The organism is Asticcacaulis sp. P4_H10, assembly GCF_056400965.1.
The window spans coordinates 1-23,981 of the sequence record NZ_JBFUKH010000003.1 but is presented as its reverse complement, the minus strand read 5'-3'; the positions used below and the strand labels follow the sequence as shown (position 1 = coordinate 23,981).

The 23,981-nt window shown below is 61.5% G+C and carries 21 protein-coding genes and 1 pseudogene; 13 read left to right on the top strand and 9 right to left on the bottom strand.

Annotated features, from left to right (window positions below; genetic code table 11):
- Positions 1 to 41: 41 nt before the first annotated feature.
- From AC1DON_RS06470 to AC1DON_RS06460, 3 genes are all read right to left on the bottom strand, one after another.
- Positions 42 to 3,035: a TonB-dependent receptor gene (locus tag AC1DON_RS06470; RefSeq protein WP_476933949.1), complete on the bottom strand. Its 2,994-nt coding sequence runs from the start codon at positions 3,033 to 3,035 to the stop codon at positions 42 to 44.
- A 67-nt stretch (positions 3,036 to 3,102) separates the two neighbouring features.
- The gene (locus AC1DON_RS06465) at positions 3,103 to 4,098 is read right to left on the bottom strand and encodes a FecR family protein (protein WP_476933948.1); all 996 of its coding nucleotides are present in this window, start codon (positions 4,096 to 4,098) and stop codon (positions 3,103 to 3,105) included.
- Entirely contained in the window at positions 4,076 to 4,648 is a 573-nt protein-coding gene (locus tag AC1DON_RS06460; RefSeq protein ID WP_476933947.1) for an RNA polymerase sigma factor, read from the bottom strand. The genes AC1DON_RS06465 and AC1DON_RS06460 overlap by 23 nt, the downstream gene beginning before the upstream one ends.
- A 197-nt stretch (positions 4,649 to 4,845) precedes the next feature.
- Here AC1DON_RS06460 and AC1DON_RS06455 point away from each other — a divergent pair, with 197 nt between their 5' ends.
- On the top strand, positions 4,846 to 5,409 hold the full coding sequence (locus AC1DON_RS06455) for an OmpA family protein (RefSeq protein ID WP_476933946.1): 564 nt from the start codon (positions 4,846 to 4,848) through the stop codon (positions 5,407 to 5,409).
- A 69-nt stretch (positions 5,410 to 5,478) separates the two neighbouring features.
- On the opposite strand, the gene AC1DON_RS06450 is transcribed toward AC1DON_RS06455, so the two are convergent.
- Entirely contained in the window at positions 5,479 to 6,294 is an 816-nt protein-coding gene (locus tag AC1DON_RS06450) for a response regulator (RefSeq protein WP_476933945.1), read from the bottom strand.
- Positions 6,295 to 6,392: 98 nt separating this feature from the next.
- Positions 6,393 to 7,178 (bottom strand): response regulator, encoded by a 786-nt coding sequence (locus AC1DON_RS06445; protein WP_476933944.1) that lies wholly within the window; start codon positions 7,176 to 7,178, stop codon positions 6,393 to 6,395.
- Between the two features lie 196 nt (positions 7,179 to 7,374).
- Between AC1DON_RS06445 and yaaA the strand changes: the two genes are divergently transcribed.
- From yaaA to AC1DON_RS06425, 4 genes are all read left to right on the top strand, one after another.
- Positions 7,375 to 8,160 (top strand): peroxide stress protein YaaA, encoded by a 786-nt coding sequence (gene yaaA / locus AC1DON_RS06440; protein ID WP_476933943.1) that lies wholly within the window; start codon positions 7,375 to 7,377, stop codon positions 8,158 to 8,160.
- 161 nt (positions 8,161 to 8,321) lie between these two features.
- A complete protein-coding gene (locus AC1DON_RS06435) occupies positions 8,322 to 9,176 on the top strand; it encodes an IclR family transcriptional regulator (protein ID WP_476934292.1) in 855 nt (284 codons plus the stop codon).
- A gap of 147 nt (positions 9,177 to 9,323) precedes the next feature.
- Positions 9,324 to 10,589, top strand: a complete 1,266-nt coding sequence (locus tag AC1DON_RS06430; protein ID WP_476933942.1) for a right-handed parallel beta-helix repeat-containing protein — start codon at positions 9,324 to 9,326, stop codon at positions 10,587 to 10,589.
- 72 nt (positions 10,590 to 10,661) lie between these two features.
- Positions 10,662 to 11,288, top strand: coding sequence for a LuxR C-terminal-related transcriptional regulator (locus tag AC1DON_RS06425; RefSeq protein WP_476933941.1), 627 nt, complete (start codon positions 10,662 to 10,664; stop codon positions 11,286 to 11,288).
- On the opposite strand, the gene AC1DON_RS06420 is transcribed toward AC1DON_RS06425, so the two are convergent.
- The gene (locus AC1DON_RS06420; RefSeq protein ID WP_476933940.1) at positions 11,285 to 12,070 is read right to left on the bottom strand and encodes an IclR family transcriptional regulator; all 786 of its coding nucleotides are present in this window, start codon (positions 12,068 to 12,070) and stop codon (positions 11,285 to 11,287) included. The genes AC1DON_RS06425 and AC1DON_RS06420 overlap by 4 nt on opposite strands.
- Before the next feature lie 104 nt (positions 12,071 to 12,174).
- Between AC1DON_RS06420 and AC1DON_RS06415 the strand changes: the two genes are divergently transcribed.
- From AC1DON_RS06415 to AC1DON_RS06390, 6 genes are all read left to right on the top strand, one after another.
- Positions 12,175 to 13,182: a zinc-binding alcohol dehydrogenase family protein gene (locus tag AC1DON_RS06415; protein WP_476933939.1), complete on the top strand. Its 1,008-nt coding sequence runs from the start codon at positions 12,175 to 12,177 to the stop codon at positions 13,180 to 13,182.
- Between the two features lie 77 nt (positions 13,183 to 13,259).
- Positions 13,260 to 15,665: a glycoside hydrolase family 95 protein gene (locus AC1DON_RS06410; RefSeq protein WP_476933938.1), complete on the top strand. Its 2,406-nt coding sequence runs from the start codon at positions 13,260 to 13,262 to the stop codon at positions 15,663 to 15,665.
- A 109-nt stretch (positions 15,666 to 15,774) separates the two neighbouring features.
- Positions 15,775 to 16,323 carry a peroxiredoxin gene (locus tag AC1DON_RS06405; RefSeq protein WP_476933937.1) on the top strand — a complete coding sequence of 183 codons (549 nt, stop codon included), beginning with the start codon at positions 15,775 to 15,777 and terminating at the stop codon, positions 16,321 to 16,323.
- A gap of 17 nt (positions 16,324 to 16,340) precedes the next feature.
- Complete coding sequence (locus tag AC1DON_RS06400; protein ID WP_476933936.1) at positions 16,341 to 17,555, top strand: protein-disulfide reductase DsbD family protein; 1,215 nt, start codon at positions 16,341 to 16,343, stop codon at positions 17,553 to 17,555.
- Complete coding sequence (locus AC1DON_RS06395) at positions 17,552 to 18,094, top strand: sigma-70 family RNA polymerase sigma factor (protein ID WP_476933935.1); 543 nt, start codon at positions 17,552 to 17,554, stop codon at positions 18,092 to 18,094. The genes AC1DON_RS06400 and AC1DON_RS06395 overlap by 4 nt, the downstream gene beginning before the upstream one ends.
- A gap of 107 nt (positions 18,095 to 18,201) precedes the next feature.
- Positions 18,202 to 18,831, top strand: a complete 630-nt coding sequence (locus AC1DON_RS06390; protein WP_476933934.1) for a hypothetical protein — start codon at positions 18,202 to 18,204, stop codon at positions 18,829 to 18,831.
- On the opposite strand, the gene AC1DON_RS06385 is transcribed toward AC1DON_RS06390, so the two are convergent.
- From AC1DON_RS06385 to AC1DON_RS06375, 3 genes are all read right to left on the bottom strand, one after another.
- Positions 18,828 to 19,241, bottom strand: a complete 414-nt coding sequence (locus AC1DON_RS06385) for a response regulator (protein WP_476933933.1) — start codon at positions 19,239 to 19,241, stop codon at positions 18,828 to 18,830. The genes AC1DON_RS06390 and AC1DON_RS06385 overlap by 4 nt on opposite strands.
- A 93-nt stretch (positions 19,242 to 19,334) precedes the next feature.
- Positions 19,335 to 20,315 carry an L-threonylcarbamoyladenylate synthase gene (locus AC1DON_RS06380; RefSeq protein ID WP_476933932.1) on the bottom strand — a complete coding sequence of 327 codons (981 nt, stop codon included), beginning with the start codon at positions 20,313 to 20,315 and terminating at the stop codon, positions 19,335 to 19,337.
- Positions 20,246 to 21,496 carry a cytochrome b/b6 domain-containing protein gene (locus AC1DON_RS06375; RefSeq protein ID WP_476933931.1) on the bottom strand — a complete coding sequence of 417 codons (1,251 nt, stop codon included), beginning with the start codon at positions 21,494 to 21,496 and terminating at the stop codon, positions 20,246 to 20,248. The genes AC1DON_RS06380 and AC1DON_RS06375 overlap by 70 nt, the downstream gene beginning before the upstream one ends.
- Before the next feature lie 205 nt (positions 21,497 to 21,701).
- Here AC1DON_RS06375 and AC1DON_RS06370 point away from each other — a divergent pair, with 205 nt between their 5' ends.
- Together AC1DON_RS06370 and AC1DON_RS06365 are read left to right on the top strand one after the other, a co-directional pair.
- Positions 21,702 to 23,456, top strand: coding sequence for an acyl-CoA dehydrogenase (locus AC1DON_RS06370; protein WP_476933930.1), 1,755 nt, complete (start codon positions 21,702 to 21,704; stop codon positions 23,454 to 23,456).
- Positions 23,457 to 23,821: 365 nt separating this feature from the next.
- Positions 23,822 to 23,981, top strand: a pseudogene (locus AC1DON_RS06365) (IS481 family transposase); the annotation flags it as partial.

The window sequence follows — 23,981 nt, the reverse complement described above, 5'->3', positions numbered from 1 at the left end:
AGGGGAGAGGTGAAGAACGTGCGCCTTCGTATTCTTTCAGCCTAGTACCTGTACCTGACACCCACAACCCACTGGCTGCCGGTATGGGTGTATTCGCGGGTCAGGTCCATCATCCCCGTATCGCCGGTGCCGTAGATGCGCTCGACTTCATCGGTGATGTTGATCCCTTCCAGCGTCAGAGTCAGGTTGTCGTTGATCTTGTAGAAGGACGCGAAGTCGACGTGGGTCGGGCCGTACTTGCGCTCCTGGATGTGGCCGTTGCCGCCGGGCTCACTGATGAGGTAGTCGTCGCGCTTGTTGACCGACACCCGCGCGCCCAGTTGCTCCGTGTCATAGTAGAGCGTGAAGTTGTACGAGTTGGGCGACAGTCCGGTCGAGTCCTTCGCTTCGACGTGCGTGTAGTTCGACGCGACACCCAGGTTCGACCACAGGCCCGGCAGGAAGGTCAGCGGCTGGTTATAGGTCAGCTCGAAGCCCTTGACGCTGTTGCCGTCGTCGCTATTGACCGGGATGGTAAAGGTATAGGGCACTTTCGACGGGTCGGAATTGTACGACACATCGTATTGCGGGTCGGCATAGATGGCCGGCCAGAAGGACGGGTCGATCATCTTGGTGACGACATCGGTCTTCAGCGACCGGACGATGTCCTTGTTGAACACCGCAAGCGACAGCAGGCCTTCCTTGCCGAAATACCATTCAACGCTCAGATCGACGTCGTTCGACTCGTACGGCTTCAGTTCCGGATTGCCGACATTACCGACCGTCCGTGTCGTATAGCCAAACACCGGCCCGGCGATATTCAGTGTCGAGAGGCCCGGGCGCGTCATGCTGCGGCCATAGGCGGCGCGCACGACCAGGTCGGAACGGACATCGAGTGCCAGGTTGATCGACGGCAGGTAGTTGTCGTACGACACCTTCGTTTCGACCGGTGTGCCTGAAATCACCGCCGCCGACGTCACATTGGTGCGGACGAAGCGCAGGCCGGTATTAGTCCTCAGGCGCATGCCGACAATGTCGTATTCGCCATTCATTTCAGCATAGGCACCGATCGTCTCTTCCCCGACCTTCCAGCCGGCGCCGGGAGTGTTGGTATAGCCCGGCGTCACTATGCCGGCAGCCGCGATCGCGTCGAAATCGGCAACGCGGAACTTTTGCAGGGTGCCATCCAGTCCCTTGCCGAAATTATCGATCGGGAAGGCCATCGTATAGGCCGACGGATTGAAGCTGGGGGCCGCGCCCTGGCCTTCGGAATACTGCACCGTGCGGTCGTTATAGTTCAGACCGGCGCGGATATCGAAGCCGTCAGCCTCATAAACGGCGTCGAACTTCGACGTCAGATTCTCCTTCTTGACGTTATTGATGCGGTTGGCCGCCGTCAGCGCATTGACGTAATTGGCGGCGACATTCGGATCATAGCTGCCGAAAGAGACCTCCGGAACATATGCGTTGCCGCGGTAGTCATACGCATAGGCATGCGGCACCGAGCGGTAATAGAAGCGCAGTTCCGTACGGTCGGCGTCGTCCGTCGCCTGGCCGATCATGGCGTCAAGCGCCAGGCGGTCAGTGACCTGGAACTTGCCCGACAGCACAACCTGGTCGAAGGCCGACTTCGACTCCTGATGGCGGCTTTCGTACCACGACGTCACGTCGTTGAAGCTTGCGGCCACAAGCGTCTTGCCATCGGCGCCGACCGTGAATGACACCGGCGTCTGGCCGGTATAGTTGCCGGCCGTGCCGTGGGTCAGCAGCCACTCCATGGAGTTATAGCTGAAGCGGTCATTGGTCAGCTCCGAATGCAGCAGGTCGAGCGTAATGACCGCATTGTCCGAAGGCTTGTACTGGAAGGATCCCGTCAGGCCGACGCGCTTCTGGTCGTTGCCGAAGAAGTCGGCGCGCGGCAGGCGCGGCGCCCACAGGCAATCGAGCGGATCGGTGGCGCCGCACGCATTCGACGGCGTGCCGGTGACGGTCGGGTTGGTGTCGGCCCACGAGTCGCCATTGGCAAAGGGCGACGTCCAGCGCACGCTGGAATAGCCTTCCTGATGGACGGTCCGGTTGGACACCGCCGCCGAGAACAAAGCCCCCAGCTTGCCGTCCATGAACTTCTTGCTGACAAGAAAGGCGAAACGCGGATCGGCCTTTTCGGTCAGCGAATTGTAATTGGCCTGGGCCGAGGCCGTCAGCGTAAAGTCATCGCGAAAGTCGAACGGACGCGCCGAATAGAGACCGACCGTACCGGCGATGCCGCCCTCCTCGGTCGAGGCCTTCTGCGTCTTTTCGATGTCGATGCGGTTGAACAGTTCGGATGCAAACAGGTGGAAGTCGAAGGCGCGCCCGGCATTCAGCGTCACGCCGCCGGTGTCGAGACCGTCGGAACTGGCCGGAACCTCCATGCCGTTCAAAGTGGTGCGGGTAAAGTCGGGCCCGAAGCCGCGCAGGGTGATGTTGCGCCCCTCCCCGCCTTCGCGCGTCATGGCGACGCCCGGCACGCGCTGGATGGATTCGGCCAGGTTGAGGTCCGGCATCTTGCCGATGTCTTCAGCGACGATGCTTTCGATCGTGTTGGCGGCCTTGCGCTTGATGGAACGCGCCTTGTTGAGCGAGCCGCGAATGCCCTTTACGACGACCTCTTCGGACTCGACGGGTGCGGCGGCAGCGGTGTCACCGGTCGGCAGGGCCGCGCTGGTCGGGATGATCTGAGCGGCCTGCGCACCTTGCACGGAGGCCAGGACGACGACGCCGTTCGACTGGGTGACCGGTGTCATATTGGTGCCGTTCAGCAGGCGTGACAAGCCTTCGCGCACCGGCATGGTGCCCTGCACCGCCGAGGTGCGCTGGCCCGCGACCAGCTTTTCGGGCGCGACCAGTTGCAGGTCGGCCTGGTCGGCGAACTGCTGGATGCCCTTCTGGGCAGCCTGGGCCGGGACATTGAACGTCTTGACCTGAGCTTGCGCAAAGGTCGGCATGGCGGAGACCATCAGCAGGGTGGTTCCTGCCAACAAAAGATGTCCGGAAAGCATGCGTGCGTTCGTCATGAAGTTCCTCCTGTTTGTGCTGGCGCCTTTTTGGGCGCCTTATTATTGAGGGCGTTATTCGCCTCTCTTAGTGTTGGATGCCCGAGGTCGCGGCTTCCGTAGACACATCGTTAATTTTTTTGACACCGATGTAGATTGTCGTGTCCGTGCGCGTCACTTCCGCATTGAAAGCCTGCGCCACGGCGTTCGAAAAGCCTTCCGGATCATCCGTGCTGAAACGCCCGAACAGGCGTTCGCCACTTAAGCTCGCATCCTTGATGACGATCTGCGTCCGGTTATAGCGGTTATAATCGGAGGCCACGTCTGCCAGGGTCTTGCCGGCCAGGGCGATCTTGCCTTCACGCCACGCCAGTGCGTTGTCGATGACGTCAGGCGCGTGATCGACGGCAGGTTCCGACGCACCGATAAAGGTCCGGTCACCGGCCTTGAGGATGACGGCCGGGCGGTCAGCGCCATTGAGCCACGCCTTGACCGTGCCTTCGGTGACCAGGACTTCGGCGCCATCGTCGCGGCGGCGAACCGAAAAAGCCGTGCCGACAGCCTGGACGCGTGCATCGCCCGCCGCCACCACAAATGGCCGCTCAGGGTTCTTGGCGACCTTGAACCAGACCTCGCCCTTGACCAGTTCGACATTGCGCTGGGTCTCGGTCATGGCGACGCGGATGGCGCTTTGGGTGTTGATGGCCGCGATCGAGCCGTCACTCATCGGCAGGCGGCGGATTTCGCCGGTCCGGGTCGCGGTCTCTTCGCCACGCAGGGCGACGAACATCCCTGCCGCAGACGCCGCCATCAGTCCGGCCGCTATGCCGCCGCCGGTCAGAACCTTGCGGCGCGACAGGGTGCTCAGTTGGATACCTTGCCAGCTCCGCGACGGGCCAAGCGCCTTGGCGCGCGACAGCGATGACCACCCTGCCTGGGCGCGCAACAGCGCCCCGCGCCGGCGTGGATCGCCGGCCAGCCAGTCGCGCAGACGCGCCTCGTCCTCGGCGCTCAAGGGGCGATCCCGGACAGCCCAAAGGCTGGCGGCCACCTCTATCTCTTCACTGGTTTCGGGCGGCGTCACGCTTCAACTCCTTTTGCGACCTGTGCCCCTGATCTTCGGAGGCCATGGACCGCATGATCAGCCGCAGACCTTTCGCGGCTTCATTTTCAACTGTGGTTTCGCTCAGGCCCAGCACCCGTGCGATTTCCTTCTGCGGCAGCCCCTGGACCTTGCGCATCTCGAACACCTGGCGGCACCGCGACGGCAAGGCTGCGATCAGCCGCATGACGCGCGCCAGTTCGTAGCGGGCCGCGGTTTCGCGTTCCGGCGACGGCGCGTCGCTCATGACATCGAGGCGGTCGATCTCGTCCACCGTATCGATGCGGACGATGCGGGCGCGGCGGATGCGCATGAAGGCGATATTCTTGGCGACCGTGAAGAAATAGGCGCGCGGCGACAGGATATGATCGACGCTGCTCAGCTCCGCGACCTTGCAATAGGCTTCCTGAACAATGTCCTCGACGTCCTCACGCCCCAGCCGTGCGCGCCGCAACCAGACGCGCAGATCCGCTTCGTGCGGCAGGATGTTTGCTCCCACCCAGCGGATAATATGGTCCGGCGCCGATTCCATAGACATGCTCCTGATCTATTAGATGCCTGAGGATCGCGCTTCCGTAAAACGACATCAGAAATTTATGTATTTGCCACTTTTGTGCGCCGAAACCGGCCGCTTCGCGGCGCAAAGCGCCATTTTTCGGACCTTATTTGCCGATTACAGTGAATCAACAAGGCTAGGTAATGGGCGACTCCTTGTTGAAAAGGCTCTCGATGAAAACGTTTAAAACCGGTGCTCTGCTGCTCGCGCTTCCCCTGATGCTCACGGTTTCGGCTTGCGCCAGCCACAAATATGTCGATGAAAAGGTCGGTGTCGTGAACGGCCGCGTCGATCAGCACGACCAGCATCTGACCCAGCTCGACCAGACAACGCAGGAAGCGCTCAATCGCGCCACCGCCGCCGGCAAGCTGGCCGAAGGCAAGTTCGTCTATTCGGTTGTGCTCAGCGATGACAGCATCAAGTTCGACACCGAAAAGGCCACCCTGTCCGAACAGGGCAAGGCAACGCTGGCCGAGCTGGCCACCCGCCTCAAGAACGACAACCGCAACGTCTATCTCGAAATCCAGGGCTATACGGACTCGACCGGCACCGATGCCGTCAATTACCGCCTGGGCGCCGAACGGGCCGACAGCGTCCGCCGCTTCCTCAACAGCCAGGGCGTGGCGCTGAACCGCATGGCGTCGATCTCGTATGGTTCCGAACAGCCAGTCGCCAGCAACAGTAATTCTACCGGCCGCGCCGCCAACCGCCGCGTCGTCATCGTGGTGCTGTCGTAAGGTCTTTTCTCCTCCCCACAATGTGGGGAGGAGGACCATCTGCGAGCAGATGATGGTGGGGTCTCTTCTTTATCCCGCCTTCACGGCTGCCGGTGCGTCTTCCACCGGAACTTCCGCCTTCCCCAGCACCTTGGCGACCAGGTGGATCAGTTCCATCATGTCGAACGGCTTGGGCAACTGCTCGACCGCGCCGACGTGCTTCGACGCCGCCAGGACCTGCCGGGGATCGACCTTGTTTTCGATCCCGGCCGACATGGCGATGATGTTGATGTGCGGCCACTCGCCGCGGATCTTCATGATGCCTTCGATCCCGCCCATGCCTGGCATGAAGATGTCGGCGATCACCACATCGACCATATCCAGATTGGTCTTGGCAAAGGCCTGCTCCATCGTCTCGGCGACCGAGATCTGATAACCCATCTCACCCAGCACGGTCGAGATCAGGGTCCGCAGGTTGGCATTGTCCTCGACGACCAGCAGGTGCTTCTTGCCCTTGCGATCGCGGTGATACTTGTTGGTGTCGTTAAGCAGGGTCTTCAGCCGCTCGGGCGAAAACGGCTTGGGCATGATGAATTCCGCGCCCATGGCACGCGCCTGGTCAAAGGTCTGCTGCACGCCCTGGCGGCCATACTGACTGTCGGCCATGATGGCCAGCGGCGTCGCCGGTGCGCGTTCGCGGATCTGATCCATGATCTTGAACGTCGAGTCCGCGCCGATATAGGCCTCGAACATCAACAGATGGAACTTCGTGGCGCGCATCATCGACAGCGCCATCTTCTGGTCGAAGGCGAGAATGGCGGACCATTTTTCCTTCTCCAGCATCTTTGAAATGTATTGCGCCTGGCCGCCATGGGCATCCAGGACAAGTACGCTACCCCTACTCATCAATGCTCTCCCGAGGCCGGTTGCCAGAGCTATTTTGACATAAGTGTAAATTGGGAGTGATTAACAAGGCGGAAACGGCGTTATGTGGACTTGTACACCTACGCCGCCAGCGACTTTTCGCTCAGCACAGCCTCAACGAGATAGGTCAGGTCCGTTGCGGTGAATGGCTTAGGCAGCAAGGCATGCGCGCCGATATGCCTGGCAGCCGACAGGACCTGCGTGCTTTCGACCCGGTGTTCAGAGCCGGCCGACATGGCGACGATCGACACTTCGGGCCAGGTCGCCTTGATGATGGCGATGCCTTCGATCCCGCCCATGCCGGGCATGAAGATATCGGTGATGACGACGTCGACGTGAGCGATGTCGATCCGTTCGAACGCCTCTTCCATCGAGCGCGCCTCGGAAATACGGTAGCCCTTTTCCGCCAGGGCCATGGTCGTCAGCTTGCGCACGACGCGGCAGTCATCGACGACCAGGATATGTTTCGGCGGCACCGGCGCGCGTCGCATCTTGGCGGCTTCGTCGAGGATGACGCCCAGTTGCTCCGGCGAAAACGGCTTGGGCAAAACGAAGTCTGCCTGAGCCTGGCGGGCGGCATTAAGCGTGTCGTTGAGCGCATACCCCCCTGCCCCGCCGGCGGTCATGATGGCGATAGGCACATTGCGCGCCAGTTCCCGGACCTCAGGCAAATGCATCAGGGTATTGCCGCCTTCGACATAGACGTCCAGCAGCATGAGGTCGACGCGGTTGACCTTGAGCTGGGCAAAGGCGGTCTTGTGGTCAAAGCTCAACACGGCCGACCAGTCGTGGCTGGTCAGCATGCGTGAAATCAATTGGGCCTGAACGCGGCTGTCCTCGAGTACCAGAACCGTGCCTTTAGACATCGTGTCCCCCTAAATGACAGTGCGGGTAATTTAGCATAAAGCTGTTATGCCAAGGTAAACAGAACTGTCACAATCGCAAAAAGTCATGAAAGTTGAAAAGCTTACAGATGTTACAAGTGTCCGGGTTGCGCTGCGCCTCCAAACTCCCTTATGAGGAAGGCAATCAACCCTCCCCGAAAAATACCTGAGACACCCTATGCTTGCCCTGATCTCGCCCGCCAAGTCGCTAGACCTCACCGTTCCGGACATCGAAACGAGCGCGACCGAGCCGCGCTTCCCGGCCGAGACCGAAAAGCTCGTCAAGGCGCTCAAGAAGCTGAAGCCCAGGGCCATCGCCGAACTGATGGACATTTCAAAGGCCTTGAGTGAACTGAACCACGGCCGCTTCCAGGGCTTTGAGGACCAGGCGCCGATGTCCGCCGTCTTCATGTTCGACGGCGACGTCTATACCGGCCTTCAGGCGCGCACCCTGGACGCGGACGGCATCGCCTGGGCGCAGGATCATTTGCGCATCCTGTCCGGGCTTTATGGCGTGCTGAAGCCGCTCGACGCCATCCGCCCCTATCGCCTCGAAATGGGCTCAAGCCTCAAGGTCGGCCGCGCCAATTCACTTTATCAGTTCTGGGGCGATGCGATCGCCAAAAGCCTTGTGATTGAGGCCAGGGACGCCGCCACCGACACCCTGGTCAACCTGGCCAGCACCGAATATTCACGCGCGGCCCTGACGCCCGCCCTGAAACTCAAGATCGTCAGCCCGCGCTTCCTCGAGATCAAGGGCAACGAAGCCAAAATCGTCTCCTTCTTCGCCAAGAAGGCACGCGGCCTGATGGCGCGCTACATGATCGACCATCGCATCGATCGCGCCGACGGCCTGAAGGACTTCAACACCGAAGGCTACAGCTTCCGCGCCGACCTGTCGAAAGACGGCGACTGGGTCTTCACCCGTCCCCAGCCCGAGCCCGTGTCCGCCAAGAAGCGCTGAGCACAGGGCAAAAAAGCGTCCGATTCCGGTCAGATCGAACAGGTTTGCGGACACTGCACGCGCGCAACCGCCACTTTCCTTCGAATTGTCAGACAGTTAGGCCGCCCTCACAAACCGCCGTACAATACCCCGTAAAAGCAAACGTCTGAAACCGCCGGGGAATTGGTACGCTGACGAACTACACTGCACCCGCCCTCCAGAAGGGACTGGATATCCTTGAGCATCTGGCAGCAAGCGCCACGCCCCTTTCCACCGTGCAACTTGCGGAGCAAATGGACCGGACCGTGTCGCAGATCTACCGCATGGTCCTCGTCCTTAGCGGACGCGGCTATGTGCAGATGCAAGACAAGGGCTACGTGATGACGCCCAAGGCGTTTGGCCTCGCGCTTGATCGCCCTGAGCTGCGCGGCCTGCTGGCGGTTACCGCGCCGGAAATGGAACGTCTGGCCCGGGTGACCCGGCGGACCTGTTATCTGAGCGCCGCCGACGACACCGTCGTCGTCGTGATCGCCGTCCAGCCATGGTTGGGGGAGTTCGGACTGGATGTGCGCATCGGCATGCGTCAGCCGCTTATCGACACGGCTGCCGGCCAGGTCCATTTCGGCTTTCAGCCTAAAGCGGGCAAGGACGGCTGGCTGAACCGGCTCACGGAAACCGAAGACCAGCCAAAGCTTGCGCAATTCGTGAAGGACGCCAACCGGGCAGGCCTTTTGGGTCAAGCCGAGCGCAGGCACCGCCATATGGACTGCCTGACCGAAATATCCAGCCCCGTGACACTGCCAACGGACAAGGTGTTCGCGCTTTCGCTGTTGTACCTGCACCACCCCGGCAGCGACGATCTCATGGCCTGCCGCGCCGAACTTTCACAATCGGCCTGGCAGATTACGCAGGCCCTGCGCGGTCAGCACGCTTCGCCAGAGCGTAACAGCCAACGGAGCCAGTCTGTGCATACAGCAGAGGCGGCGGACAGGCTGCGCATCAATTCATATCGTGAGGCGCGCTTCAACTGCGGTTAGGAGTCAGCTTTGACGAAGCTGATCAAAAAGAAACTATAACAATTTTCCTTGGGCCGGCGCAAATATGAATTCAATCCAAAGTTGACGGCATATCACATCTCGAGGATGCTAGATTCAGCGAATCTGAACTGCCCAAGGAAATATGAAATGGCATTACCTACGATCACCGTTGCCTACACTCCGTCCTGGGCAGGCGCCATCACACGAAATTTGGAAGCGCGCCTGGAAGACACTCTCCATGCGGCTGACTTTGGCGTCAACACAACGAACACCCCTGCAGACAACAACACCCGTCTACAAAATGCAATTGACGCAGCTGTCAGCTTGGGAGCGGAGTTAATCCTGCCTCCTGGTGATTTACCTTTTATGAACCTGACCATTGGCGGATCGAATGTCATTATCCGTGGTGCAGGCTCGACGAGGCTTGTCAGTTCAGACACTGGCAAGAACCTCATCACCATCGGAAATGGCGTAACTCAGTTCCAAAATGTGCACCTGCGCGACTTTTCTATCTACGCGACTGCCAACGTCGGTTCAGGCTTTGCGATTGTTTGGAAAAGGGCTGCCCGATGCTCCATGCAGAATATCAAGGCCGGACGTCCTGAAGATGACATTGTCAGGCTGGCAGGCGGTGTTCACTTTGATGGTTTCAATGAGTGCGTAATTCGTGACTGTCTGTTTTTCCACAATTCCGGCGAGGGTATCCTTATTAACGGGAGCGGTGATTGGAAGGCGGAACTCGTTATTGATGGACATACTCTCGTTAGTGATTCTGGATCGAACGGCATCCATATCGCCGGAGACGCGGGAGGCGTCTACTTGGTCTCAGGCGGCGCACAGGCGTCGGCTGCAAATGGGGTAATCGTAAACACCTCGGCAAATTCGATCATCAATCGTGAAATATTCAGCTACACCGGGTTTTGTGTCGACAGTAATTCTGGAAATGGATACTTATTTGAGGCAAACTCATGCTCGACCTTTAACGGAACTGGCGGCTGGTCCAACGGGAACGGAAACGTGGGCATCCATATCAAATCAGGTCAACATCCTGGTGCCAAATTTCTGTTAAACGGCTTCATAGCAAGTGACAATTTAAGTCACGGTGTGTACCACCAAGGCGGACATCTGTCTGCCGTTGGGTGCCAATTCGCCCGAAACGGTATCCGCTATAGCTCTGCCACCGCTCCTTGGGGGATGGTAACTGGCCAAGGTGATGATCTTACACTCGTATTGGTAGCCTGCGACATTACGAACAATGGCAACACTTCTGGAGGAGGAGGATTACTGCTACAAACGCCCCTTCCCGCCTTCAACATTACGGGGAATATGATAATCTCTAACAGTAATTCTAATATTACCAGCCAAATCACCCCCACCCCTACTGCACAAGTGATGGCGAACAACTCGTATTAGACCAAAGACGTCATCACTAAAGCTGCCTAAACGGGTAGGGAAAATCGCCCCTCCCCGTGATAGCCTCCCCGAATGACCACTCCCAAACCCCGGGGCAGGCCCGCCGATCCAGACATTCTGACGCCGGCCGAATGGCAGGTCGTGGAGGCCGTGCGCCACGGGCTGACCAATCGCGATATTGCCGAACGGCGCGGCATCAGCCTCGACGCCGTCAAGTACCACGTCAGCAATGCGCTCACCAAGCTGGGCCTCAGCCGCCGCACACAGCTCAGGCGCTGGGACGGCACGGCGCAGAAAAGCGCCATCCACAGCCGCAAGACGGAGACAGACATGACTTTAGGCCCCGTCGGACAGATCGCCCGCACCGTCAGGGATATAGCCGCTGCCCGGACATGGTATGCCGACGTGCTGGGGCTTACCCACCTCTACTCCTTCGGCGACATGGCTTTTTTCGATTGCGGCGGCACGCGGCTTCTGCTGTCGCCGGCCGAGGACAAGGGCCAGTCCCTCCTCTACATCACCGTGACCGATATCCATGCCACGCAGAAGGAGCTCGAAAGCCGGGGCGTCATCTTCATCAATGCGGCGCACATGATCCATCGCCACGACAATGGCGTCGAGGAATGGATGGCCTTTTTCAACGACAATGAAGGCCGGCCGCTGGCCCTGATGGAACAGGTCGCGCCCGCGGCCTCCTAGGCCGGGTTCCGGTGCCCGCCTATGCCTTGCGAAATGCGCCCGGCAAAGTCCTGGAGAATTCCCAGCGCCTCTTCCGCCGAGACCTTTTGCGTGCCGTCGATCAGTTCGAGGAACGGCACGGTCAGGACGCCGACCGCGTAGCCATCCAGACCGAAAAGCGGACACGACATGTCCGTCACGCCGTGGGTGCGGATGCTGGGCATCATCTCATAGCCCTGGGCGCGGACCTGGTCGATGCGCCTGGCCTCGTCCTTTTTCAGTGTACCGTGCGCCTTCAGCACGCGCGTCACGACATCCGGGTGTGAAAAGGCCATCAGGGTGTGGCCCGAAGCGGTATGGACGGCGTCGATTTCCACGCCGCGCTTGACGGCAAAGCCCGTTGGCCCCGGGCTTTCCTGCCGTGAGATGACCAGGCCCTTGTTGCCGTTCAGCACGACCAGGTGGCAGGCCTGTTCGATCGCCTGGGTCAGTTCCAGCATCAGCGGCGTCGCCACCAGCATCAGGTCGTGCGACGGAATGGCCCGGATGACGATCTCAAGTACATGGTGGGTGACCGTGTAGCGGTCGGTGCCGGGGTCCTTGTAGAGCCAGCCGCGCCGCTCCATGACGACGACCACGCGGAAGATCTCGCTCATCGACTTGTAGCCGAGGCGCGTGGCGATTTCCGACAGGGTCAGACCGCCCGGCGCCGTCGCCAGAAGCTCGATAACATTGAAGCCCTTTTCGAGCGCGGGAGCGGCGTAGGCCGCTTTGGAATCGGGGGACGTGTCGCTGTCTGCCATATCCTTTCTGTAGGCGTTGAACGGCAAAATGAAAAGAGCATGAAAAATTGCTTGCTGTTTTTAAATAAGAAAGTAATTTCCGCATACAAAAACAGGAGTGCAGAATGAAGGCTTTGGTCTGTGAAGCGCCGCATAATCTGGGCGTAGTCGTCCGGGAGATACCAAAGCGCCAACCGGGCGAGGTGATGGTTCACATCCGCCGCGTCGGTTTTTGCGGCACGGACTATCATATCTTCACGGGCACCCAGCCCTTCCTCACCTATCCGCGCGTCATGGGCCACGAGCTGGCCGGCACGGTGGTCGAAGCCGATGCAGATTCGGAGTTTGCGACGGGTCAGCTGGTAACGCTCAACCCCTATCTGCCATGCGGGACGTGTATCGCCTGCCGGAAAGCCAAGCCCAATTGCTGCGTCGATATCCGCGTCCTGGGCGTTCATGCCGACGGCGGCATGACCGAATTCCTGTGCGTGCCCGCCGCTGCCGTTATCGCTGTCGACGGCCTCAGCCCCGACCAGGCGGCCATGGTCGAGTTCCTGTCGATCGGCGCGCACGCCGTACGCCGGGCGGCCCTGACCAGGGGTGAGCGCGTGCTGGTCACCGGCGCGGGGCCGATCGGGATCGCCGTGGCGCTGTTCGCCGCAGCAGACGGCGCCGAGGTGACGCTGATCGACACCAGCGACGAACGGCTCGATCATGCGCGGGCTACGGTCACGGCCGCGCTCGTGCGCGTCGATGAGACCTTACGCGATGCGCTGTCGGCGCGGACGGACGGCGAATTCTTCGACGCGGTCTTCGACTGCACGGGCAGCGCCAAGGCCATCGAAGGCGGCTTTGCCTTCGTGGCGCACGGTGGCCGCTATGTGCTGGTCAGCGTGGTCAAGGACACGATCAGCTTTGCCGACCCGGAATTCCACAAGCGCGAAATGCAGCTGATCGGCAGCCGCAACGCCACGCGTGAGGATTTCGAGCGCGTCATCGCCGCCATTCGCTCAGGCGACATCCCGACGGCCGCCCTGCACACCCACAGCTTCGATCTGTGGGACGCGCCGGCCCACCTCCCCGTCCTGATGGCCGAACGCGGCAAGGTGCTGAAGGCCATCGCCACGCTTTAGACTTTTGTTTTGACGCGATATCTTGCCAAAAACCGCTACACACTTTTTGGCACATCGCTCTGGAACGGATCTACACCATGACACACCTGAACCGCCGCGATGTAATGGCCGCCGCCGCGGCCCTGGTGGCTGCCTCCGGCCTGCCCTTGGAGGCGCGCGCCGCGTCCGGCAAGACTGAGCGCCTGTGGTACATGCGTCCCGCCGCAATGTGGGACGAAGCCCTGCCCGTCGGCAATGGCCGGCTGGGGGCCATGGTGTTCGGCCGTGTCGCCCAGGAGCGGTTGCAACTCAACGAAGACACGCTGTGGGCCGGCGGGCCATATGATCCCGTAAATCCGGACGCCAGGGCCGCCATCCCCGAAGTTCGCCGCCTGCTTGAGGCTGGAAAATTCAAGGAAGCGACCGAGCTGGCCAGCGCCAGGGTCATGGCAAAGCCGCTGTGGCAGATGTCCTATGGGACGCTCGGCGACCTGCTGCTGAGCTTCGATGGTGCGGAGACGCCATCAGCCTACACGCGCGAACTGGATCTCAGGACCGCGATCACGGCGACGCGCTTCAAGACGGCGCGCGGGCCGGCGTTGCGCGAAGCCTTCGTGTCAGCGCCAGCCCAGGTTACGGTCCTGCGGCTGGAAGCGCCAAAGGGCGGGCTCGATTTCGGGCTCGACTGGCGGGCGCCGCGACAGGCGGAATATACCTCGCCGGCCTATACGGGCTCGGCGACCAAGCTGGTCGAAAACAGCGCGATCGACTGGCTTCATACGGAAGCCGTCGAAGGTCGCGCAGGCGTCGCAGACGGCGACGGCGCCATCCTGTTCACCGGCCGCAACGAGGACGGGCCGGATACGCCAGGCAAGCTGACCTATGCCATGCGCGTCAAGGCAGTGTCGGACGGCCAGGTGACGATCGAAAACGGCCGGATGAGGGTCAACGGCGCCACCCAGATCACGCTGCTGATCGCGGCGGCGACAAGCTTTGTCCGCTATGACGATGTCTCGGGCGATCCCATCGCCAGGGTGCGCGCCCAGAGCAATGCAGCCGCCTTTGAACCTTATGCCGCGCTGAAACGCGCCCATATTGCCGACCATCAGAAGCTTTATGGTGCGATGTCGCTCGATCTCGGCGGCCAAGGCGCTGGCAGCAAGACCACCGACAGCCGCATCGCCGCAGCCGAGACCTCGGCCGATCCGGCGCTGGCGGCGCTCTATTTCGCCTATGCGCGCTATCTGCTGATCGCCTGTTCGCGGCCGGGAACGCAGCCCGCCAACCTCCAGGGTATTTGGAACGAAGGCACCAATCCGCCGTGGCAGAGCAAGTACACGGTCAATATCAATACCGAGATGAACTACTGGCCGGCTGATCCGGCGGGCCTGAGCGCCTGCGTCGAGCCCTTGCTGCGCATGGTCGAGGAGCTGTCGGTCACGGGCATCCGGACGGCCCAGGTCATGTACGGCGCGCGCGGGTGGGTGACGCACCACAATACCGACCTGTGGCGGGCGACCGCCCCGATCGACGGGCCGATGTGGGGACTTTGGCCATGCGGCGGCGCGTGGCTGTGCAACACCCTGTGGGACCACTACGACTATACGCGCGATGAAAAGGTGCTGGCGCGTCTTTATCCTGCGATGAAGGGGGCATCGCTGTTCTTCCTCGATACCCTGGTCGAGGACGTCAAGGGGCGCGGCCTGGTCACGTCGCCGTCGGTCTCACCGGAAAACCAGCATCCGTTCGGCTCGTCCGTCGCCATCGGCCCGGCCATGGACCGCCAGATCGTCCGCGACCTGTTCGATCACACAGTGGCGGCTGGGAAGCTTATGGGACAGGACGCGGAACTGCTGGCGCAAATCGCCGCGACACGCGCCCGGATCGCGCCCGATCGCATCGGCGAAGGCGGCCAGTTCCAGGAGTGGCTGGAAGACTGGGACGCGCAGGCGCCCGAACAGCACCACCGCCATGTCTCGCATCTTTACGCAATCTACCCCAGTTCGCAGGCCAATGTCCGCGACACGCCGGAACTGATCAAGGCGGCAAGAGTTACGCTCGACAATCGCGGCGACCTGGCGACCGGCTGGGGGACAGCGTGGCGGCTGTGCCTGTGGGCGCGCATGGGCGACGCCGAACGCGCCCACGGTATCCTCAAGGCGCTTCTGGGACCGCAACGCACCTATCCCAACATGTTCGACGCCCACCCGCCATTCCAGATCGACGGCAATTTCGGTGGCGCCGCCGGCATTCTGGAGATGATCGTCCAGTCGTGGGGCGGCGAAGTCCGCCTGCTGCCTGCCCTGCCCTCGGCCTGGCCGTCGGGCGAGATCAGGGGCGTGCGGGCGCGCGGCGCCTTAAGCCTCGACATGGCGTGGCGCGACGGACGCGTCCGCGCGCTTAAGGTCACCGGCCCGGCCAACACGGCGGTGCGCCTGCGCATCAAAGGAGACCTCAAGGACGTGGTGCTCGATGCGCGTGGCCACTACAGCCTGAAAATCTGACGCACGAAAAAATTTTACCTGCGAGCGAAACCTTTGTACGCCTGTCAGCGAACCCAGGATCAAGACCGCAATCCAGCGGCCCGATTCCTGAAGCCGACGGAGCCAAACCATGATGAGCGTCAAGCATACCCTGACCACCCTGATAGCCGCCGCATTCGTAGTTGCCGCAGGTTCGGCCTCGGCCGGCCTGCCTCAAGGCGCCAAGGCGCCCAATTTTACGCTGCAGGCGGCTCTGGCCGGCAAGCCGACGACCTTCACGCTGAAGTCCGCGCTGAAAAAGGGTCCGGTCGTGCTCTACTTCTTCCCGGCCGCCTTTACCGCAGGCTGCACGGTCGAGTCGCACGCTTTCGCCGAGGCCAATGACGACTTCAACAAGCTGGGCGCGACGGTCGTCGGCGTGACCGCGGGCAATGTCGAGCGCGTCGCCGAATTCTCTAAGACCGAGTGCCGAGACAAGTTCGCCGTCGCCGCCGATCCGGGCGCCAAGGTCGCCGCGCAGTATCAGTCGACCATGGAAGGCAAGCAGATCTCCGACCGCACCTCGTACGTCATCGCGCCATCGGGTAAGATCCTGCTGAGCTATACCGACCGCAACCCGGAAGCCCACATCACCAAGACCATGGAAGCCGTGCGCGCCTATAAAGCCAAAAAAGGCTAACAAAGAAGGGCTGATCCATGCTTGCCGCCATGTTCGCTGCCTTTGTGGGCGGCGTGATCCTCAACCTGATGCCGTGCGTCTTTCCGGTGATTTCGCTTAAGGCGCTCAGCCTTTTGCGGCACGGTGACAGCCCTGCGGCGGCGCGGGCGGATGGTGCGGCCTTTGCCGCCGGGGTCGTCGCGACCATGCTCGCGCTCGCGGGTGTGCTGATCGCGGCGCGCGCCGGCGGGGCGGCCATCGGCTGGGGCTTTCAGCTCCAGTCGCCGGTCGTCATCGCCATCCTGTGTCTGGTTATGCTGGGGTCTGCGCTCAACCTGACCGGCCTGTTCGAGGTCGGCGCGTCTGTCCAGTCCCTGGGTGGCAGCGTGTCGGTCAAGAGCGGCCCGGTCGGTTCGGCATTGACGGGGGCCTTGGCCATCGTCGTCGCCACGCCGTGCACCGCGCCCTTCATGGCTGGGGCGGTCGGTTACGCTTTGGTCCAGCCGCCTTTGGTCGCGCTCAGTGTCTTTCTGGCTTTGGCCGTGGGCTTTGCCACGCCGTTTACGCTTATCGCCTTTGTTCCGGCCCTGGCGCGGCGCATGCCCAAGCCCGGTGCGTGGATGGAGACGCTCAAGAAAGGCCTCGCCTTTCCGATGTTTGGCGCGGCGGCGTGGCTGGCCTGGGTGCTGGCGCAACAGGCAGGCCCCGACGCGCTGGCGGCCTTGTTCGTCTCGGCCGTGGTCCTGGCCATGGCCGGCTGGCTCTATGGCATGGCGCAGCACCGCCGGCTGATGGGCCAGACGTCAGTCGCCTTGTTCGCCCTCACAACCGTCCTGGCCGCCGTCGTGGTTGTGCCGGTGGTCCGTATCGCCGGCGCGGCACCGGCTGAGGCCAAGGCGCCGAAGATCACCGAGACTATTGCCTGGTCGCCGCAAGCCATGAAAGACCATCAGGGCAAGGGCCGGGTAATCTTCGTGAACTTTACCGCGTCGTGGTGTATTACCTGCCAGGTCAATGAGCGCACCACGCTGTCGACCCCGGCGGTTAAGGCAGCCATGGCGCGCACCGGAAGCCTGTACATGATCGCCGATTCCACCAACTACAATCCGGATATCGAAGACATCCTGGCCACCTACGGGCGGGGCGGCATGCCGGTCTACGCGGTCTATCCGGCCGATGGCGGCGCACCGCAACTGCTGCCCGAAGTCCTGACGCCGGATATTGTGATTAAAGCTCTTGAAGAGGCGTCTTGACGGGACAGAGGGCCAACACCGCCGAATGGCCGGCATGGATGCAGCGTGCGCAGGACGGCGATCAGGCGACCTATAACCGCCTGCTCAAGGCCATGGTGCCACTGATCCGCGTGGTCGTGCGGCGTAGGGTGGACGATCCTGTGCTGGTCGAAGATGTGGTGCAGGATACGCTTTTGACCATCCACCGCGTCCGGGCGACCTACGATCCGGCGCGGCCCATTCTGCCGTGGGTGTCGGCAATTGCGTCGTCGCGTGCGATCGATGCCTTACGCCGGAGGGGGCGCAACCGGTCGCGTGAGGTTCACGACGACGACGCCTTCAACGCCTATGCCGACGACGCGACGCCCTTGGACGACAGCGGAACAGCCCAGGAGATCAGGGAACGCCTGAGCCGCCTTCCCGACCGCCAGCGCGAAATGGTCGAGATGGTCCATTTGCGTGAAATGACCCTAAGCGATGCGGCCGCCAAAAGCCGCATGACCGTCGGCGCGGTCAAGTCTCTGCTGCACCGCGCCCTCACCCGCCTTAGATCGGAATGATTTAGTGGACACATCAATCCGATCTAAGTTTTTGCTTTGTCGCGATATTTTAGCCAAAAACCGCTTACACTTTTTGGCATATCGCTCTGGAACCGGAGCCGGCGATCATGGATGATCACGATGCGCTCATCGATAGCCTAAGTCAGACGGCTAACCCTGTGAAGCGCCCGCCCGCGCCTGTGGTCCGGCTGGCCTGGTGGATTGCCCTGGCCCTGCCGGCCGGTGCCGTGATTGGCCTGTGGCTGAGTCGGAAATTCGCCAACTGGACGGTGCCTGACGCCGCGTGGGCTCTGGCCGGGCTGATAGCGGCGTTTATGCTGGGGGCGATGGGGATGCTGTCCGCGTTCAACCTGACGATCGCCGGTCGCAAACCGGTCGCCTGGCCGTGGTTCGTGGCCGCCGGCGTCGTCTGGCTGGTCTCAAACCTGCTCGGCGTGGCCAATGCCGCCGATCCGTGGGGCCACCTCGGCAGTGGACGGGGCTGCTATATTTTCATGGTGGCGGTGAGCGTGCCTATGATCGTAGTGACAATCCTGAGCCTCAGGCAGACGCCTACACTCTATCCGATACGAACACTCGGCGTTGCGGGGCTTGGCATGGCATGCGCGACCGCGGGACTGCTGGCGCTGTGCCATCCGCCGACAGGCGACCTGCCGGACCTGATCATGCATGGACTGGCGGGCCTGACCATCGTCGCAGCCACGATCCTGCTGGGCCGCCCCTGGGTAAAGATCTAGGACGCGATCGCGGTAAGCGGATGCGACTGCCAGTACGCCTCGACGTCTTCGCAGATCTGCTTGACGTCGTCGAAGTAGAAGGGCTTGGGCAGCAGAAAGGTGACGCGGCCACGGCGGGCCTTGTTGAGCGCGTCGGCGCCCGATTCCGGATCATTGATACGGCCGGCGGTCATGATGGCAATCGGCGCGCCGCGCGAAAGCTCACGATAGATCGGCAGTTCGTCCAGCGTGTTATGGCCTTCCATGAAGACGTCCAGAACCAGCACGTCGAACCGTGCGGCCCTCAGGGCTTCGTGGGCGGCCGCAGGGGTCTCAACCCACACGGCATCGTAGCCCGCCTTCTGGAACATCTTCGAGATGATGGTCCCTTGAGTGCGGCTATCTTCCAGGACGAGGGCACGTTTGGCCATTGGTCGGTTCCCAGTTTTTTATGGGAACCGACGATATATCCACAGGCGCTAAAATAAGGTTACCTGCGCTATCGTACCGCCAAATTATATGAGTCAGCCGACATAACCTGCGGCGCGGCGGATGCGGTCATTGATCGCCTCGCCGATGCCGTCTTGGGGAATGGGCGCGATTTCGATAGCCGTCGGGGTGTAACGGTCGGCTTCGCGCAAGGCGCTGAACAGCCGGACGGCGGCTTCTGCCAGGTTGCGGTCGAAGCTCAACTGCACCACCGGACCGTCGTGCGCGACGGGACCGAAGGCCAGATAAGCCGCCCCCGGCGATGGCGTGGCGACATTGATTTTAACCGGGGCATCGGGAGCATAATGAAGGCTCAGGCGCCCTGGCGAGCGATGGCCTTCGGACGCATCGGCGGCCAGTGCCCCAATGACGGCTTCGAGGTCAGAGCGCGTGACCGCCCCTGCCCTTAGGTAGCGCGGCTCTTTAAGCAGGCTGACGACACTTGATTCCACGCCGACGGTGCAATTCCCGCCCTCGGGCGATGCTGCAACGAAAGCCCCGGTTTCATCGAATGCGTCGGCCTGCGTCGTCGGGCTTGGGCGGCCGGAACGATTAGCCGACGGCGCCACGACGCCGAAATCCACACCCTTCAGGATGTCCAGTGCCGCCGAATGGTCGGGCATGCGGATGGCGACGCTATCGAGCCCGGCGCGCGCCAGGTCGCAAGCCGCCGCACCGTCGCGCACCGGCACTACGAGAGTCAAAGGTCCCGGCCAGAACCTGGCGGCCAAAGCTTCGGCACGGTCATCGAAGACGCCGATCCTGCGCGCCAGATCAATCGTGCCGACATGGACAATCAACGGATTGAAGCGCGGCCGCCCCTTGGCTTCGAAGACTTTGACGACCGCCGCAGGGTCATCCGCCCGCGCGCCGAGACCATAGACGGTCTCGGTCGGCAGGTGGATCAGATTGCCGTCAATCAACGCCTGGATGGCGGCCGCAATGCTCACTTCAATTTGGCCTTCAGCGTGATATCGACCTTGATCTTCGCCGGGAGTTCGTCGGTCGAAGCCCATTCACCCGAACCGACACCATGGGCTATGCGGTCTACGTTCGTGCTGCCCTTCATCTGCGCTGTGCTGTCTTTTATCGTCAGCGTAAACGGCAGATCGACGGCCTTGGTGACGCCGTGCAGGGTCAGGCGGCCATGGGCGATATATTTGTCAGCGCCGGTCTTTTCGAACTTGCGGGCGTCGAACACGGCCTTGGCGAAGTTGGCGGTATCGAAGAAGGATGCGCCCTTCAGGCTGTCGGCATAGTCGTTATTGCTGGCTGTGACAGCGGCCAGGTCGATGGCAACCTTGACGCGGGACTTGTCCAGTTGCTCCGGATCGAAGGCGATATCGGCGGTGTAGGATGGGAATGCGCCCGTGACGGTTTCTCCCTGGAACGCGGTGGAAAAGCCGATCTTTGTCGCCGATTTATCGACGGTCCATTGCGGCACCGGCACGGCCGAATTGCTTTCGGACATAGACGCCGACGCTTCAACAATGGGTTCGGCGGCGATGGCTTCGGCCGATACGCTGGCCTCCGCCACCGCGACCGGCGGAGCGGCGACTTTCGGTTTTCCACTATAGGCGCCATAGCCGACGCCGAGCGCCAACAGGATCACGCCCGCCGGCACGATCCAGCGCCAGTTGGCGACGGGCCGTGACTTCAAGCCCGGCACCATGTGCTCCAGCAGATTATCCTTGTCGACCAGCTGGTGCTTCAACGCCGCAAGCACATGCAGCGGGATCATGCCGTAGATCAACAGCTTGGCGACCAGATGGTGGATAGCTTCAAAGGTTTCATGGACCGCCTTGGCATTCGGCGCGCTGTCCTGCGGCACAGGCAGGTGAAACCACTCCATGAAGAAGAACGGGATGGGCCGCGAGCTGGTCGATACCATCAGCCAGCCGGTGAGCGGCATGCCGATCATCACGACGTAAAAGCCAAGATGAAGCGCTTTTGCGGCCAGGGCCTGCCACTTCGGCATCGGCGGTTCGGGCGGCGCCTTATAGGCCAGGCGGACGATAATACGCACCACCGTCAGCAGCAGGATCGATATGCCGATCGACTTATGCAGGTTGATGATCGAGCGGAACCACGGCGATTCCGGAATGATCCGCCAGCCCAGGAAGACATTGAGCAGGATCAGGAAAGCGATCAGCCAGTGCAGCCAGCGGCTGTAGCGATTATAGGACGTGGTTTCCATAAGCCCTCTCCGACCTTGGTATTTACGCACATACACCTGTTTCCCGGCGATCACCATGCGGCAATATATATGTAACCGATACTATTCCATATCAAGAGGCAATAAGATTTTGCGGCGCGCAAAAAGTTGACGTTCACGTAAAATCAACTTGCCTGCCCCAAGGTCAAGGCGAATAATAAAAACAAAAGCTCAGGGACCATCGGACATGACCTATCGCCCTTCTGTCAAGGACATCGCCTTCTGCCTCGACCACGTCTTCGGCATGGAGCGACATTACGGCAGCGCGGCCTTCCCCGAATTCGACGAGAGCTTGCGCGATGCGGTGCTTGAGGCCGCAGGGCAATTGGCCGGCGATGTGCTGGCGCCGTTGAACCGCGTCGGCGATCTCAACCCGTCTAAGCTGGACGGCGACCGCGTCGTTGTCGCCCCCGGGTTTCTCGATGCCATCAAGGCCTATGCCGATGGCGGCTGGTACGGCGTCGCCGCCGATCCGGCCTATGGGGGCCAGGGCCTGCCCAAGATGGTTGAACAGGCGTGTTTTGACATGTTCAACGCCGCCAACATGGCCTTTACACTCCTGCCGACGCTCAGCCAGGGCGCCATCGAGGCCATCCACGCCCACGGCACGCAAGCTCAGCGCGACCTGTTCCTGCCCAGGCTGATCTCCGGCCAGTGGTCGGGGACGATGAACCTGACCGAGCCGCAAGCCGGCTCTGATCTGGCCGCCCTGACGACCAAGGCCGAGCCCAATGACGACGGCACCTACAGCATTACAGGCCAGAAGATCTTCATCACCTGGGGTGAGCATGACGGTGCGGAAAACATCGTCCACCTCGTGCTGGCCCGCCTACCCGACGCCCCGAAGGGCACGCGCGGTATTTCGCTGTTCCTGTGTCCGAAATACCTGCTCGACAGCGACGGCAATCCGGGCGCGCGCAACAGCGCCAAATGCGTTGGCCTCGAACACAAGTTGGGTATCCACGCCTCGCCGACCTGCGTCATGGCGTTCGAAGGTGCCACGGCCGAGTTGATCGGCGCGCCGCATGGCGGGCTGACGGCCATGTTCACCATGATGAACGCCGCGCGTCTGGCCGTCGGCTTCCAAGGTGTCGGTGTTGCCGATGCCGCCTGGCAAAAGGCACGCGCCTACGCTGCCGAACGCCGCCAGGGCCGGTCTTTGATCACAGGTCAAGACAATGCGTTTATCTACGACCACCCCGATGTGCGGCTGATGCTGGCTGTGTCGAAGGCCAAGATCGAGGCGGCACGCGCCATCTGCATGGCGACCGCCGCGGCCATCGACGAAGGCCAATTGGGCGGCGGAGACCGCGCCAAGCGTCGCGAAGACTTCCTGGTGCCTATTGCCAAGGCCTGGGCGACCGACGTCGCCTGCGAAGTGGCGTCGAAGGGCGTGCAGGTCCACGGCGGTATGGGTTTTATCGAGGAAACGGGCGCGGCGCAATTTTATCGCGACGCGCGCATTGCGCCGATTTACGAAGGCACCAATGGTATCCAGGCGGCCGACCTCGTCGGTCGCAAGCTCGGCAACGATGGCACGGCAGCGAGCGAGCTTGCAGCCGAGATCGAAAGCTTTATCGCGGGTATATCGGCGTCTTTCACCGCCGAAAGCGTTGCTTTGACCCAAACCCTCACCGCATTCCGTCAAGCGAGCGACTTCCTTGTAACGCAAAAGACCACCGTCCCTTTGGACGTAGCATCAGGTGCATCGAGCTACCTGACGCTCATTGGCGACCTGATCGGTGGCTGGCTGCTGTTGAAGGGGGGCCTGGCGGCCGAAAAGCTTCTGGCTGACAGCCAGGGCGATGCCGCTTGGCTGAAAGACCGCGTACTGCTGACCCGCCTCTACTTCACGCAGGTCCTGCCCCATGCCCCCGCGCATCTGGCAGCGATCAAGGCTGGTTTTTGTGCTCTAGATGGCCTGGAACTGAGCCTGGACTGACCCGCGCTTTAACCACGGAAATCACTGAAAGGCGCTGCGCGCCGACACGGAAAAGGCACGGAAATACGAGTATCAATTGATATCGAGTTCTACGCCCTCCCCATTCATGGGGAGGGGGGACCATCTTCGGAGAAGATGGTGGGCGGGGCCATTACCGTAGCAGCCACACGCCCTCATAACCCTCAATATAATTGCCTTCGATTATTTCGCCTAAACTGCAAACAACGGCTCTGTGGAAACGCCATTAGGCCCCGCCCACCGCCTTCGGCGGTCCCCCCTCCCCATTGTTTAGTCCGGGGACATAGGTGACATGTGTTCGGAGACATGGGTGACACTTTAGGCATGGAATAGCTGAGGAGCTTGCCATGCCTTGGAATGAGGTGTCGGTCATGGATCGCAGGCGGGAGTTTTTGAGTTTTGCCAGTCAGGCAAATGCGAACATTGCGTCGCTTTGCCGGTCTTTCGGGATTAGCCGGAAGACGGGTTACAAATGGGTGGAGCGGGCGTTGTCAGGGCTTGGCGAGG